10 protein-coding genes are annotated in these 13,064 nt (G+C 67.8%); 7 read left to right on the plus strand and 3 right to left on the minus strand.

Annotated elements, in window-relative coordinates:
• Nucleotides 1-213 precede the first annotated feature (213 nt).
• The 3 genes from HUG10_RS02040 to HUG10_RS02050 all read left to right on the plus strand — a co-directional run bounded on the left by HUG10_RS02040 (nucleotide 214) and on the right by HUG10_RS02050 (nucleotide 5,068).
• Complete coding sequence (locus HUG10_RS02040) at nucleotides 214-543, plus strand: DUF7518 family protein (protein ID WP_179167970.1); 330 nt, start codon at nucleotides 214-216, stop codon at nucleotides 541-543.
• Nucleotides 544-609: 66 nt separating this feature from the next.
• Nucleotides 610-4,200 (plus strand): chromosome segregation protein SMC, encoded by a 3,591-nt coding sequence (gene smc / locus HUG10_RS02045; RefSeq protein WP_179167971.1) that lies wholly within the window; start codon nucleotides 610-612, stop codon nucleotides 4,198-4,200.
• On the plus strand, nucleotides 4,193-5,068 hold the full coding sequence (locus tag HUG10_RS02050; RefSeq protein WP_179167972.1) for a segregation and condensation protein A: 876 nt from the start codon (nucleotides 4,193-4,195) through the stop codon (nucleotides 5,066-5,068). The genes smc and HUG10_RS02050 overlap by 8 nt, the downstream gene beginning before the upstream one ends.
• 37 nt (nucleotides 5,069-5,105) lie before the next feature.
• Here the strand turns inward: HUG10_RS02050 and mtnP are convergent, their stop codons facing one another.
• A complete protein-coding gene (mtnP, locus tag HUG10_RS02055; RefSeq protein ID WP_179167973.1) occupies nucleotides 5,106-5,969 on the minus strand; it encodes an S-methyl-5'-thioadenosine phosphorylase in 864 nt (287 codons plus the stop codon).
• A gap of 538 nt (nucleotides 5,970-6,507) precedes the next feature.
• Here mtnP and HUG10_RS02060 point away from each other — a divergent pair.
• The 3 genes from HUG10_RS02060 (at nucleotide 6,508) to HUG10_RS02070 (ending at nucleotide 10,212) form a co-directional block, all read left to right on the plus strand.
• The gene (locus HUG10_RS02060) at nucleotides 6,508-7,803 is read left to right on the plus strand and encodes a 5'-deoxyadenosine deaminase (protein ID WP_179167974.1); all 1,296 of its coding nucleotides are present in this window, start codon (nucleotides 6,508-6,510) and stop codon (nucleotides 7,801-7,803) included.
• Nucleotides 7,804-8,041: 238 nt separating this feature from the next.
• On the plus strand, nucleotides 8,042-9,466 hold the full coding sequence (locus HUG10_RS02065; protein ID WP_246310201.1) for an MATE family efflux transporter: 1,425 nt from the start codon (nucleotides 8,042-8,044) through the stop codon (nucleotides 9,464-9,466).
• A 242-nt stretch (nucleotides 9,467-9,708) separates the two neighbouring features.
• Entirely contained in the window at nucleotides 9,709-10,212 is a 504-nt protein-coding gene (locus tag HUG10_RS02070) for a helix-turn-helix transcriptional regulator (protein WP_179167975.1), read from the plus strand.
• 75 nt (nucleotides 10,213-10,287) lie between these two features.
• On the opposite strand, the gene HUG10_RS02075 is transcribed toward HUG10_RS02070, so the two are convergent.
• On the minus strand, nucleotides 10,288-11,265 hold the full coding sequence (locus tag HUG10_RS02075) for an AEC family transporter (protein WP_218780635.1): 978 nt from the start codon (nucleotides 11,263-11,265) through the stop codon (nucleotides 10,288-10,290).
• A gap of 73 nt (nucleotides 11,266-11,338) precedes the next feature.
• On the opposite strand from HUG10_RS02075, the gene HUG10_RS02080 reads away from it, so the two are divergent.
• Nucleotides 11,339-12,040 carry a TVP38/TMEM64 family protein gene (locus tag HUG10_RS02080; RefSeq protein WP_179167976.1) on the plus strand — a complete coding sequence of 234 codons (702 nt, stop codon included), beginning with the start codon at nucleotides 11,339-11,341 and terminating at the stop codon, nucleotides 12,038-12,040.
• Here HUG10_RS02080 and HUG10_RS02085 read toward each other — a convergent pair.
• Complete coding sequence (locus HUG10_RS02085) at nucleotides 12,016-12,714, minus strand: phosphoribosyltransferase (RefSeq protein WP_179167977.1); 699 nt, start codon at nucleotides 12,712-12,714, stop codon at nucleotides 12,016-12,018. The genes HUG10_RS02080 and HUG10_RS02085 overlap by 25 nt on opposite strands.
• Nucleotides 12,715-13,064: the final 350 nt, after the last annotated feature.

Below are 13,064 nucleotides of genomic sequence, written 5' to 3' on the forward strand. Positions count from 1 at the left end.
ACGGTCGCTTCGGCGGCGGCGCCGGTCAGATCCCGGATAGCGGGGGTCTCGGACCGAACAACGGGTTTCGTATAGCGTGGAATGATTTATAAACTACCACCCCCTAAACGGGGAAGAAGCCCCGAAATACCCGAATACAAGCGTTTCGAGCGAACCGGCCGTCATTCGATTGTCTGACACAGGTTTATACGTCAGGGCCGACCCAACCCGTACATGGGAAACCGGGTGGAAGACCTCGAAACGCAGGTTGCGGAACTCCAGGCGGCGGTCGACGGACTGACCGAGGAACTGGTGGAGTCGAAAGAGCGGATCAACCAGCTCGAGTCGGCCGCCGACGTCCGGCAGGAGGAGTCGTCGCGCGGCTCCCACGCCGAGTTCGTTCCGAACTCGTCGGCCACCGCCGACGCGGCCGACGCGAACCGGTCGGAGGCGGACGCGTCGCAGGGCTCGCCCGAGGGCGCCGACGAAGTGGACGCCGAGGACGACGGGGCCAGCGACGACGGTAGCGAATCGGAGGAGACGGACGACATCATCGTCGCGTAAGCGACACGCCGATCCGGGTTACCCGTTCCCGAAGAACACCATACGGGTCCAACCGGCACACATCACATGCACATCAAGGAACTCGTTCTTAACGACTTCAAGAGCTTCGGGCGCAAGACCCGAATCCCCTTCTACGAGGACTTCACCGTCATCACCGGCCCGAACGGGTCCGGCAAGTCGAACATCATCGACGGCGTCCTGTTCGCGCTGGGTCTCGCGCGAACGCGCGGCATCCGCGCGGAGAAACTCACCGACCTCATCTACAACCCCGGCGACGATGGCGAGGCGACGGGCGGTGGCGTCCGGGAGGCGAGCGTCGAGGTGATCCTCGACAACAGCGACGGCAACGTCGACAGGTCGCAGGTCGTCAACGCGGCGGGCACCGACAAGGTCGGCGACGTGGAGGAGATCAGCATCCGTCGGCGCGTGAAGGAGACGGACGAGAACTACTACTCCTACTACTACCTGAACGACCGCTCGGTGAACCTCTCCGACATCCGGGACCTGCTCGCGCAGGCGGGCGTCACCCCTGAGGGGTACAACGTCGTCATGCAGGGCGACGTCACCGAGATCATCAACATGACGCCGTTCCAGCGGCGCGAGATCATCGACGAGATCGCCGGCGTCGCCGAGTTCGACGCGAAGAAGGAGGACGCGTTCGCCGAACTCGAGACGGTCGAGGAGCGCATCGACGAGGCCGACCTCCGGATCGAGGAGAAGGAGGGGCGCCTCGAGCAGCTCTCGGACGAGCGCGAGACCGCCCTCCGGTACAAGGACCTCCGCGAGGAGAAAGGGGAGTACGAGGGCTACCTCATGGCCGCGGAACTCGAGGACAAGCGCGCCGACCTCGACTCCACCGAGTCGCGCATCGACACCAGCGAGGAGAAACTCGAGGGGCTCCGCGAGGAACTCGAGGAGCGACAGTCGGTCGTCGACGACCTCCAGGCCGACCTCGACGAGCTGAACCGCGAGATCGAGCGGAAGGGCGAGGACGAACAGCTCGCCATCAAGGCCGAGATCGAGGAGATCAAGGGCGAGGTGTCGCGGCTCGAGGGCAAGATCGAGAACCAGGAGGAGCGCGTCGAGGAGGCCGAGAACGAACGGCGCGGCGCGTTCATCGACATCGACCGCAAGGGCGAGGAGGTCGAGGAGCTGGAGGCGGACATCCGCGAGGTGAAAGTCGAGAAGGCGAACCTGAAGTCGACGGTCGCCTCGAAGCAGACCGAACTCGCGGAGGTCGAGGCCGAGATCGACAACGCGGACACGGCGTACGACGAGCTGAAGGAGGACCTCGCCGAGCGGAAGGCGGAACTGGAGGAGCTGAAGTCGGCCAAGAACGAGCTCCAGCGGGAGAAGGACCGCCTGCTCGACGAGGCCCGCCGACGCTCGAACGAGATCTCGGAGCACGAGACCGACCTGCAGGAGACCGAGGAGGAGCTCCCCAAGCTGAAGCGGCGGGTGTCCGACCTCCACTCGGAGCTCGACAAGGCCGAGAAGAACAAGGAGACCGCCGAGGGCGTCATCGAGGAGCTGCAGGCGGAGAAGAAGGAGCTCCAGTGGGACCTCAGCGAAGTCGAGGAGGACATCCGCGAGAAGCAGCAGGAGTACTCGAAGCTTGACGCGCAGGCGTCGAACTCGGGCGACTCGTCCTGGCCGCGCTCGGTCACGACCGTCTCGAACGCCGAGTTCTCGGGCGTCCACGGACCGGTCGGCGAACTCGCGTCCGTCCCCTCCGAATACGCCAAGGCGTGTGAGAACGCGGCGGGCGGCCGGCTGGCGAACGTCGTCGTCGACGACGACGGCGTCGGCTCGCAGTGCATCGACTACCTGAAGCAGCGCAACGCGGGCCGGGCGACGTTCCTGCCCATCACGGAGATGGACGAGCGCGGCCTCCCGCGACTGCCGAACGACCCCGGCGTCGTCGACTTCGCGCGGAACCTCGTCGACTACGAGCCGCGCTACGAGGGGATCTTCTCGTACGTGCTCGGCTCGACGCTCGTCGTCGAGGACATGAACACCGCGCGGAACCTGATGGGCGACTTCCGGATGGTCACGCTCGACGGCGACCTCGTCGAGCGCTCGGGCGCGATGACCGGCGGCTCGGGCAGCGGTACGCGGTTCGCCTTCTCGAAGTCCGGGAAGGGGAAGCTCGAGCGCGTCGCCGAGGAGATCCACTCGCTCGAGGACGACCGACAGGCGCTGAAGGCCGACATCGCCGACGTCGAGGACGACCTCGAGGACGCCCGCTCGCGGGCCTCGGACGCCGCCGACAAGGTGCGCGACGTCAAGGGCGACCTCGAGCTCGCCGAACAGAACGTGTCGGCCAAGGAGCAGCGGATCGACGGGCTCGAGAACCGGCTCGACGAGCTCCGCGCGGAGCGCGAGTCGGTCGACGAGGAGATGACCGAACTCGACGAGGAGCTCGACGAGCGCGAGGAGGAGATCCGGGCGGTCGAGGCCGACATCGCCGATCTCGAGGCGGAGCTCCAGGACTCGAGGATCCCCGAGCTCTCCGCGCGGGCCGACGAGATCCGCGAGGAGGTCTCGGAGCTGGAGGACCGGATGGACGACCTCGACGGCGACCTCAACGAGCTCCAGCTCCAGAAGCAGTACGCCGAGGACGCCATCGACGACCTCCACGACGCAGTCGAGGAGGCCCAGAACAAGAAGGCAGACGCCGAGGAGCGCATCGCCGAATTCGAGGCGGAGATCGAGGACCGGGAGGCCGGCCTCGAGGACAAGCGGGACGCGATCGCCGAACTCGAGGAGGAGCTCTCGGACCTGAAGGAGGACCGCGAGGCCGTGCGCGAGGAGCTCCGCGAGGCGAAGGAGTCCCGCGACGAACAGGAGGCCGACGTGGAGCGCGTCCAGTCCAAGCTCGACTCGCTGCGCGAGACCGCCGAGCGTCTCGACTGGGAGATCGACGAGCTGGAGGACCAGGTCGGCGACTACGACCCGGAGGACGTGCCGGACCACGACACGGTCGAATCGGAGATCGACCGACTCGAGAGCGAGATGGAGGCGCTCGAACCGGTGAACATGCTCGCCATCGACGAGTACGACGAGGTCCAGTCGGACCTGGAGGGCATGCAGGAGCGCCGGAGCGTGCTCGCCGAGGAGCGCGACGCCATCGAGGAGCGCATCGAACGGTTCGAGGCCGAGAAGAAGGGGACGTTCATGGACGCCTACGAGGCGATCGACGAGCAGTTCCAGGACATCTTCCAGCGGCTCTCGGCCGGTACCGGCGAACTCGTCCTCGAGAACGAGGACGACCCGTTCGACGGCGGCCTGACGATGAAGGCCCAGCCCGCGGACAAGCCAGTCCAGCGGCTCGACGCGATGTCGGGCGGCGAGAAGTCGCTCACCGCGCTGGCGTTCATCTTCGCCATCCAGCGGCACAACCCGGCGCCGTTCTACGCGCTCGACGAGATCGACGCGTTCCTCGACGCCGTCAACGCCGAGCGCGTCGGCGAGATGGTCGACGAGCTCGCGGGCGACGCGCAGTTCGTCGTCGTCAGCCACCGTTCGGCGCTGCTCGAACGCTCCGAGCGCGCCATCGGCGTGACGATGCAGGAGGACAACGTCTCGGCCGTCACGGGCATCCAGCTCGGCGAGGACGGCGACGTCGAGGGCGCGGGGGTGAGCGCCGATGATTGAGACGCCGGAGGAGGTCATCCCCGACGTGAGCGACGACTCGGCGGGGTCCGACGACGGGAAGGTGGAGCCGGTCGAACTGCTCGTCCAGCTCGCCGAGGAGGGGGAGATCGATCCGTGGGACATCGACGTGGTGGAGGTGACCGACGCCTTCCTCGAACGGCTGGACTCCGCAGACCTCCGGACCGGCGGGCGCGCGCTGTTCTACGCGTCGGTGCTCCTCCGGATGAAGTCCGACGCGATGCTCGCCGAGGACGACGAGGAGGAGGTCGAGGAGATCGAACCCTGGGAGGCCGCCTTCGAGCGCGGCCCGATGGACGGCGACCCGGACGATGGGGAGTTCGCCGGCTTCGACCCCGTCGACGCGCTGGAGGAGGAGATGGACCGTCGCATCGAGCGCAAGTCCACCCGTGGCTCGCCCGAGACGCTGGACGAACTCGTCCGGGAACTCCGCGACGCCGAGCGCGGCACTTGGTGGAAGGAGTCCCGCGAGTACGACACCAGCGACTCGCCCCGCGGTTTCTCGCGGGGGACCCAGACGCTGGAGTACCACGGCGGCGACGACCTCCGGCGCGACGGCGAACCCGGCGAGGGCGACGTCACCGGCGCGACCCACGAGGAGGACATCGAGGCAGTCATCGACGACGTCCGCGCCCGCCTGCGCCCCCACTACGAGCGCGGGCGCGCGGAGGTCCTGTTCCGCGAACTCCGCGGCGGCGAGTCGGCCGAGACCCCGGTCATGACCTACCTCGCGCTCCTCTTCCTCGCACACCGCGGGGCGCTCACGCTCCAGCAGGACGACCTGTTCGGCGACCTCTGGGTGAAGGACGCCAACGCGACGACGGTCGGCGACGAGGCGACGGCGGACTGACGAACCCGGTTTTCACTTCGGAGTCGCGGCGCCCCCGTCAGTCGTCGAGGTACTGCCCGATGAACGGGTCCAGTTTCTCCCTGGTCTCGTCCGGAATCGCCCCTGCGGGCGTGTTGATGGTCCCCTCGAGCGAGCCGTGCGCCTCGCACTCCAGGTCCTCGGGGAACGTTCGGATCGCGTGCTCGACCGCCTCCTTGATGGCCGCCTCGTTCTCCGCCGCGTTCTCCAGCACCTCCTCCAGCGTGACCTCGCTGTCGTCGTTCCACACGTCGTAGTCGGTCACGCCCGCGAGCGTCGCGTAGGCCATCTCGGCCTCCCGGGCCAGTTTCGCCTCCGGGATCGCGGTCATGCCGATGATCTCCCACCCCTGGTCGCGGTAGAACTCCGACTCGGCCTTCGTGGAGTACTGCGGCCCCTCGATACAGACGTACGTCCCGCCCTCGGCCACCTGCGCGTCGGTCGCCTCGCGGGCCGACGTCGCGAGGTGTTCGACGAGTTCCGGCGAGTACGGTCGCGAGAACGGCTGGTGGACGACGACACCGTCGCCGAAGTACGAGAGGTCCCGCAGCTTCGTCCGGTCGTAGATCTGGTCGGGCACGACGAGCGTCTGCGGCGGGAGGTCCTCACGGAGCGACCCGACGGCGTTGCTGGCGAGGACGTACTCGACACCGGCTTGCTTGAGCGCGTACATGTTCGCCTTGTACGGCAGGTCGGTGGGCGACCGCTGGTGATCCGGGCCGTGGCGGGGGAGGAAGACGATCTCGCGGCCGGTGTCGCCGAACTCGCCGATCTCCAGCGGAGCGGACGGTTCGCCGAAGGGCGTGCTGATCTCCGCGGTACGGGTGTTCTCGAGCGGGAGCGCCTCGTAGATTCCGCTGCCGCCGATGAAGCCGATGGTCATGATTCGGGTGCGTGGTTCTCGCGAGTTCGGCTAAAGGGTGTGGTTTGGCGTTCGTCGAAGGAATCGCAGGGGGGACGCGAAGGCGGTGATTTACCGGGGGTATGGAACCGGGGGGCGTTTTCCCCACCTGAACTGACCTCGGCGTACTCAGTTATCGGTCCACTTCATCACCAGGCCGGCAACCAGATACGAGGGAGCAACGACGATTCCGAATAGGCAGACGAGACCAACGACGGTCTCGAACGGTTCGTTGATACCGAGAGATCGTGTTAACACGAAATTGCTAACCAGAAACAACGTGAGGGCATTGAATACTTCGTTCATATCCATGCAGTGGTTGGGCTAACCTAGGAGATTAGAAAATTTTCGTCATCCTCGTTTCTGCGATACTGCTTCCCCCGTACAGAAGGAACGTCCACTCCGGGTTGGTTCGATGATTGCCGGATGGCGGTCTTAGCGGTCTGGCCGGAAACTCGAGCCATCGAAGAACGGTTGAATGGACAGGTATTTCGGTCGCGCCGGCGGACGGTTCGGAGGTATGCTACTCGCGGGGACGGTCATCGCCGATTCCGGGACGGTCGTCGAGGACGGCGCGGTGGTCGTCGAGGGCGACACCATCGCCGCCGTCGGCGAGCGCGCGACGCTCGTGGACGAGCACCCCGACCACGAGCGCACGGGCTACGACATCATCGCGCCCGGGGTCGTCGGCGGGCACGTCCACTCCGTCCAGTCGCTCGGCCGCGGCATCGCCGACGACGCCCCGCTGCTCGACTGGCTGTTCGACCACGTCCTCCCGATGGAGGCCGGCCTCGGGGCGGAGGGGATGCGACTCGGCGCCGAACTCGGCTACCTGGAGTGCATCGAGTCAGGCGTCACGACCGTCGTCGACCACCTCTCGGTCCACCACGCCGACGAGGCGTTCGAGGCGGCCGCCGACATCGGCATCCGCGCGCGCATGGGGAAGGTGTTGATGGACAAGGACTGCCCCGAGGGCCTCCGCGAGGACGCCGACGAGGCGCTCGCGGAGTCCGAGGACCTGATCCGTCGGTACCACGGCGACCGCGACGGGAGGATCGGGTACGCGGTCACCCCTCGATTCGCCGTCTCGTGTACCGAGGAGTGCCTCCGCGGAGCGCGTGAACTCGCGGACGCCTACGACGGCGTGCGCATCCACACCCACGCGAGCGAGAACCGGGACGAGATCGCGGCCGTCGAGAAGGACACCGGGATGCGGAACATCCACTGGCTCAACGAGGTCGGCCTCACCGGCGAGGACGTCGTGCTCGCCCACTGCGTCCACACCGACGAGTCCGAACGCGAGGTGCTCGCCGAGACGGGCACGCACGTCACCTACTGCCCGTCCTCGAACATGAAACTCGCCTCCGGCATCGCGCCGATCCCGGACTACGTCCGTCGGGGCATCAACGTCGCCCTCGGCAACGACGGCCCGCCCTGCAACAACACGCTCGACCCGTTCACCGAGATGCGGCAGGCGAGCCTGCTCCAGAAGGTCGACGCTCTCGACGCGACGACGACGCCCGCCGAACTCGTCCTCGAGATGGCGACCGCGAACGGCGCCCGCGCGGCCGGGTTCGACCGGGTCGGGAAGCTCCGGGAGGGCTGGAAGGCCGACGTCGTCGGCCTGACGACCGACATCACCCGGGCGACGCCGCTCCACGACCCCCTCTCGCACCTCGTGTTCGCCGCCCACGGCGACGACGTCGAGTTCACCATGGTCGACGGCGAGGTGCTGTACCGGGACGGCGAACTGCTGACGGGCGACGCGGTAGACGTGCGCGAACGCGCCCGTGAGTTCGACGTGCCGGCTGCCTGAACTGCACGTATTCCACCGTCGTTTTTCACCGGACGTCGAGTTCCCCACGGCTCCGAGGAACACCGGTCACAGCACGTATCGCCTCCAGACCCTCCGGAGTCGTCACGCGTTGCGAACCCGTTGGTCGTGAAGGGCGTTCACCGGGAGATAAGCTCCTCCTACCGTCTATCCACCTCCGGTGTGGCACGGGCTACCAACAGTTACGAGCTTTCAAGAGGTGCCGCCACGACCTGCCGGTATGACTGGCCCTCCAACCGCCAGCCGCGCGAACGACCTCACGGAGGGTGATCTGCTCCGGCCGATGCTGCGCGTCGCCTGGCCGCTGGTCCTCATCCAGCTCCTCCAGGTGATGTACAACGTCGCGGACACGTTCTGGCTCGGCCGGCTGTCCGCCGACGCCGTCGGCGCGCTCTCGCTCGCGTTCCCCATCGTCTTCCTCTTCATCAGCGTCGGCGCAGGCTTCACCGCGGCGGGAGCCATCCTCGTGGCCCAGCACACGGGCGCGGGCGGCGACCGGCAGGCGGGCCGCGTCGCCGGCACGACGCTCGGGTTCGTCATGCTCGTCTCGCTCGTCATCGCCGCCGTCGGCTACGTCGCGGTCGAGCCGATGCTCGCGCTGTTGCCCGCGGACGTCGCGACCGCCCGGGACATCGTCCCCCTCGCCGCCGAGTACATGCGGGTGTTCTTCCTCGCGACGCCGTTCCTGTTCGGGTTCTACGTGTTCGTCTCGCTGATGCGGGGCTACGGCGACACGAGGGGTCCCCTTCGAGTGATGGTCATCTCGGTCGCCCTGAACGTCGTCCTCGACCCGATCCTCATCTTCGGGTTCGGCCCGATCAACGGCTCGGGCATCGAGGGCGCCGCGTGGGCGACGCTCGTCTCCCGGGCGGTCGCAACGGTCGTCGGCTGGTACGTCATCTTCGGCACCTCGGCCGGTCCGGACGTCCGCCCGCCCGACCTGGTTCCGGACCTCGACATCGTGCGCGACGTGGTGACGCTGGGCGTCCCGTCGGCGCTCGAACAGTCCGGCGTCTCGCTGGCGTTCGTCGTCCTGACGGGCATGGTCGCGTCGTTCCCCCCGGCCATCGTCGCCGCGTACGGGCTGGGGAACCGCCTCATCTCGCTGGTGTTCCTGCCGGCATTGGGGCTCTCGCAGGCGACGAACACCGTGGTGGGCCAGAACCTCGGGGCCGAGCGCGCGGACCGGGCCTGGCGGGCGGTCCGGGCCGCGCTGACGGTGGTCGTCGCGGTGATGATCCCGGTGAGCCTCTTCGCCGCGGCGTTCCCCGAGGCCATCGTCACGGTGTTCCTCCCGCCCGACGCCCCGGACGCCGGCCAGACCATCGAGTACGCGACGGTCTACCTCCGGACGGCGGCGGTGATGTTCGCGTTCACGGGCGTCTTCGAGGTCGGCCGCGGCGCGTTCCGGGGCGCTGGCCGGACGAAGACGGCGCTGGTGTTCTCCCTGATCGCGCTCTGGGGCGTCCGCGTCCCCGCGACGTACGTCCTCGTGTTCGAACAGGGCTGGGGGACGACCGGTATCTGGTGGGCGGTCGTCTTCGGCGACGTCGTCGGGGCGGTGGTCGTCCTCGCGTGGCTGCTCCGCGGGACCTGGACCTCGGCCGTCGTCGAGACGGGCGAACCGTCGCACGCCGACGACTGACTACTCGTCGCGCCGACCCCGCTCGGTAGGCATCCGTTACGACGGACGTACCGTCTGGTTTCAACGGTGTTCGGAACCGTCCACGGTCGCATCCGGTAGACGGGGCTTAAAAAGGAGTTTCCATGGAAAGCAGATGGGTTTACCACGACGTGGCTAATCGACTCACCGATGAACTACTCCGAGGAACGGCTGGGTTTGCGATCACGCACAAGGATACGTCCGGATCGGCGTACAACAGGGGTATGAGCGGCTCGAAAGTACGAACAGTTCTCTCCGAGGTGTGGGCGCGGATCGCGGGCACGTTGGGATCGTCGGAGCGGTCGGACGAGACAACCGGGTCCGATCCCAGGGCGGGTCGAGCGAGCGAACGCCCGAACCCCGGAGCAAACCACGCCACGGCGATCGACGAACTCGTCGCGCGGGACCGGATCTCGAAGAAGGACATCCGGATGGCGACCGGGCTCCAGCCCAACGAGTTCCTCGTCGAACTCATCCACCACAACGACGGTCAGATGTGGCAGGGTGAACTCGCGGACGTGATGGGCTGGTCCTCCTCGTCGATGAGCCGCTCGCTCAACGAGCTGGAGTCCGCCGGGGAGATCGAGCGCCGCCAGTTCGGCCGTCGAAAACGGGTGTTCCTCCCCGAATCCAAACCCGACTCCCTCTCCGACAGCCGGTTCGAACGGACGGAGCGTCCCGAATCGAGCTCGGAGACGACCCCTCCCCGGGACCGCGAGTCGGCGTAGCTGGAGGCGCTCTCCTCCGTCGTCCATCTTTCTACGGTTCGAGGTCCGATCGTCGGCGTCGGTCGAACGGTCAGTTCAGACCACGAACCCGCCCTGCAACAGCGCGATGAGGCCGGTGAGGAGCGGCAGCGACGCCACCGTCGTCACCAGTACGATGGTGCTCACGTACTCGGGGATGGAGACCCCGCCGATCTGCCTGTCGCCCGCGAACTCCGTCACGAGGATGACGGGCGTGATGGCCGCCGGCATCGCCGACTCGAGGACGAACACCCGCGCGACCGTCGGGTCGCTGAAGCCGACGACGAGCGCGACGGCGACGGCGACCGCCGGCGCGACGACCATCTTCAGTACGGACGGGACGCCGACCTGCGAGAGCGCCGTCCCGTAGTCGGTCCGCGCGAGCTGGATGCCGAGGATGAGCAGCATGACCGGGATGGAGGAGTCGCCGACGAGCTGGAGCGTCGTCATCGCGGAGCCGTCCACGGGTGGAACCACGCCGAGCCAGCGCGCGCCGAGCGCGACAGGGACGGCCCAGACGAGCGGGATGCGGAGGACGCGCTTCACCCCGGAGAGGCCGCCGCCCCCGCCGGCGCGGGAGGCGACGTAGACGCCGACGGTGTAGATGAGCACGGACTGGATGGCGAGGTAGAGCACGGCGGTCGCGCGTCCCCCGCCGGGGAACGCGAAGTCCGAGAGGGGGATGCCGTAGTTGCCGCAGTTCGGGAAGGTTGCCGCGAGGACGAGCGCAGAGAGTCGGGGCTCCGATTCGCCGAGCAGCCGACCCACGGCCTCCCCGAGGACGACCATCCCGAGGATGTAGGCTGTCACCGCGATCGTCAGTTTCGCGATGGTCTCGCCCGAGAGCGAGGCCGTCGCGAGGCTGTGGAGGACGAGCGCCGGCGCCAGCACGTACACCACGCCGGTGTTCAGCGGCCCCGGGTCAACGTCCTTGATCCGCCCGAGGACGAACCCGACGCCCGAGATGGCGACGATGGGGAGGACGGCGCCGAGGAAGATGTCGAGGAGCGACACGGGCGTGCTCACGAATGGCAACGACAAGAGGTGTTCGAAAGCGGCACTGCGTCGAGACACGAGGTTTATGCCGATTCCCGGAGGGGTCACTCCCGTGAACCCGTTCGTCTCCGCGGACGCGCGACGGCGGTTCCTGCGGTCGGCCGCGCTGGTCGCGGTGTGCCTGCTCGGCGGCGCGTTCACCCTCCGGACGTTCACGCCCTCCCTCTCGGACCCGGACGCGCTCCGTTCGGCGTTCCTCGGACTCGGCCCGTACGCGGGTGCCGGATTCGTCCTCTTCGCGGCGCTCGCGGTCGTCCTCGCGCCCGTGCCGGGACAGGTGGTCGCGTTCCTCGGCGGCTACCTGTTCGGGCCGGTCGCCGGGACCGCCTACTCCCTGGTCGGCTTCACGCTCGGGAGCGGCGCGGCGTTCCTGCTCTCGCGGACGTACGGGCGTCCGTTCCTGGAACGGACGATCGCCGGCGACCTGCTCGCGCGCTTCGACGGGTTCGTCGGCGAGACGGGGATCCTCGGGGTGTTCGTCGTCTTCCTGGTTCCCGGACTGCCGGACGACGTGGTGTGTTTCGCGGCCGGGTTGACGCGAATCAGGCTCTCACGGCTCCTCGCAGCGGCGTTCCTCGGACGAGCGCCGGGGATCACGCTCGTCGCGCTGGCCGGCGCGAGCGTCGAGACCGGTTCGTTCAACGCGGCGCTCGCGATACTGGCCGCTGTCGCCGTGGTGACACTGCTCGGGTGGTACTCCCGGAGGAGGATCGAGCGTCTGGTCCGCGACTACTCGGCGTCTACGAGACGGTAGCCGCCGTCCGTCTCGCGAACGACGCCCCGCCGGACCATCTCGGACATGACCTCGTCGAGGCGACCGGGCTGGGCGATCTCCATGCCGATGCGGTCGACGTCGTGGTACTCCGAGAGGAAGTGCCGCACGTCCTCCTTCGAGAACCGGTCCCGGTCGGCCCGCTCCATCACGCCGGAGATGAGGTCGACCATGTCCTCGATGAAGTTCCAGGGGTACACCACCCACGTCCACTCCTCGAGCCGCTCGCCGATGAAGTCGGGCTCGAACGTCGAACTCTGGAGGAGCTGGAGCGTCGCCGTCCGGATCTCGCCGCCGTCGCGTTCGTCCACGTACTCGTGGGCGCGCTTGATGGAGCCGCCGGTGTCGGCGATGTCGTCGATGATGAGCACGTCCTTCCCCTGGACGCTGCCCTCCGGCATCGGGTAGCGCACGGTCGGTTCGCCGGACTTCTCGGCGGTGCCCACGTAGTGTTCCATCTTCAGGCTCGTGAGGTCGTCCATCCCGAGGAAGTCGCAGATGCACCGCCCCGCGAACCAGCCGCCCCGGGCGAGCGCGACCACCACGTCCGGCTCGAAGTCGGCCGCCTTCACCTCGTCGGAGACCTGGCGGCAGAGGTCGTAGATGTACTCCCAGTTGGTGATAGTGCAGTTGAAGTCGTCCGGGAGATCGCTCATGACACTGGGAGTGACGCGTGCCCCGGTAAAAGGATTTATAGGTGCGTTTCGGGGGTAGACGCGAGAGGGAGATCCCAGAGCGTCGCCACTCCCTGTTGGGCGTCGGTCGTCCAGGAAATCTGCCGGTGGCGCGCGGCGGCAGCCCTTCCGCTCACGCGCGCTTCGCCCGCGTGATGGTTCGAGACGGTTTCGCCGTCTCGAAGTTCATCGGACGTTTCCAGCAGCGATACGCCAGCCGAAACCGACGAGCAACATCGGCCCCTGGCGCAACGCATTAGTAGCCGCCACACTCCGTACCACGTATGCGAGACACGTCGCGCCGCGCTGGGGCCGCCCCCCACGAGCGCGGC

It is taken from the genome of Halorarum halophilum (assembly GCF_013401515.1).
Taxonomy (GTDB): domain Archaea; phylum Halobacteriota; class Halobacteria; order Halobacteriales; family Haloferacaceae; genus Halorarum; species Halorarum halophilum.

Excerpts from the sequence above, each read along its gene's own strand:
- HUG10_RS02085 (WP_179167977.1), bottom strand. The coding sequence starts at position 12,714 with ATGAGCGATCTCCCGGACGACTTCAACTGCACTATCACCAACTGGGAG.
- HUG10_RS02070 (WP_179167975.1), top strand. The coding sequence starts at position 9,709 with ATGAGCGGCTCGAAAGTACGAACAGTTCTCTCCGAGGTGTGGGCGCGG.
- HUG10_RS02060 (WP_179167974.1), top strand. The coding sequence starts at position 6,508 with ATGCTACTCGCGGGGACGGTCATCGCCGATTCCGGGACGGTCGTCGAG.
- smc (WP_179167971.1), top strand. The coding sequence starts at position 610 with ATGCACATCAAGGAACTCGTTCTTAACGACTTCAAGAGCTTCGGGCGC.
- mtnP (WP_179167973.1), bottom strand. The coding sequence starts at position 5,969 with ATGACCATCGGCTTCATCGGCGGCAGCGGAATCTACGAGGCGCTCCCG.
- HUG10_RS02040 (WP_179167970.1), top strand. The coding sequence starts at position 214 with ATGGGAAACCGGGTGGAAGACCTCGAAACGCAGGTTGCGGAACTCCAG.
- HUG10_RS02050 (WP_179167972.1), top strand. The coding sequence starts at position 4,193 with ATGATTGAGACGCCGGAGGAGGTCATCCCCGACGTGAGCGACGACTCG.
- HUG10_RS02065 (WP_246310201.1), top strand. The coding sequence starts at position 8,042 with ATGACTGGCCCTCCAACCGCCAGCCGCGCGAACGACCTCACGGAGGGT.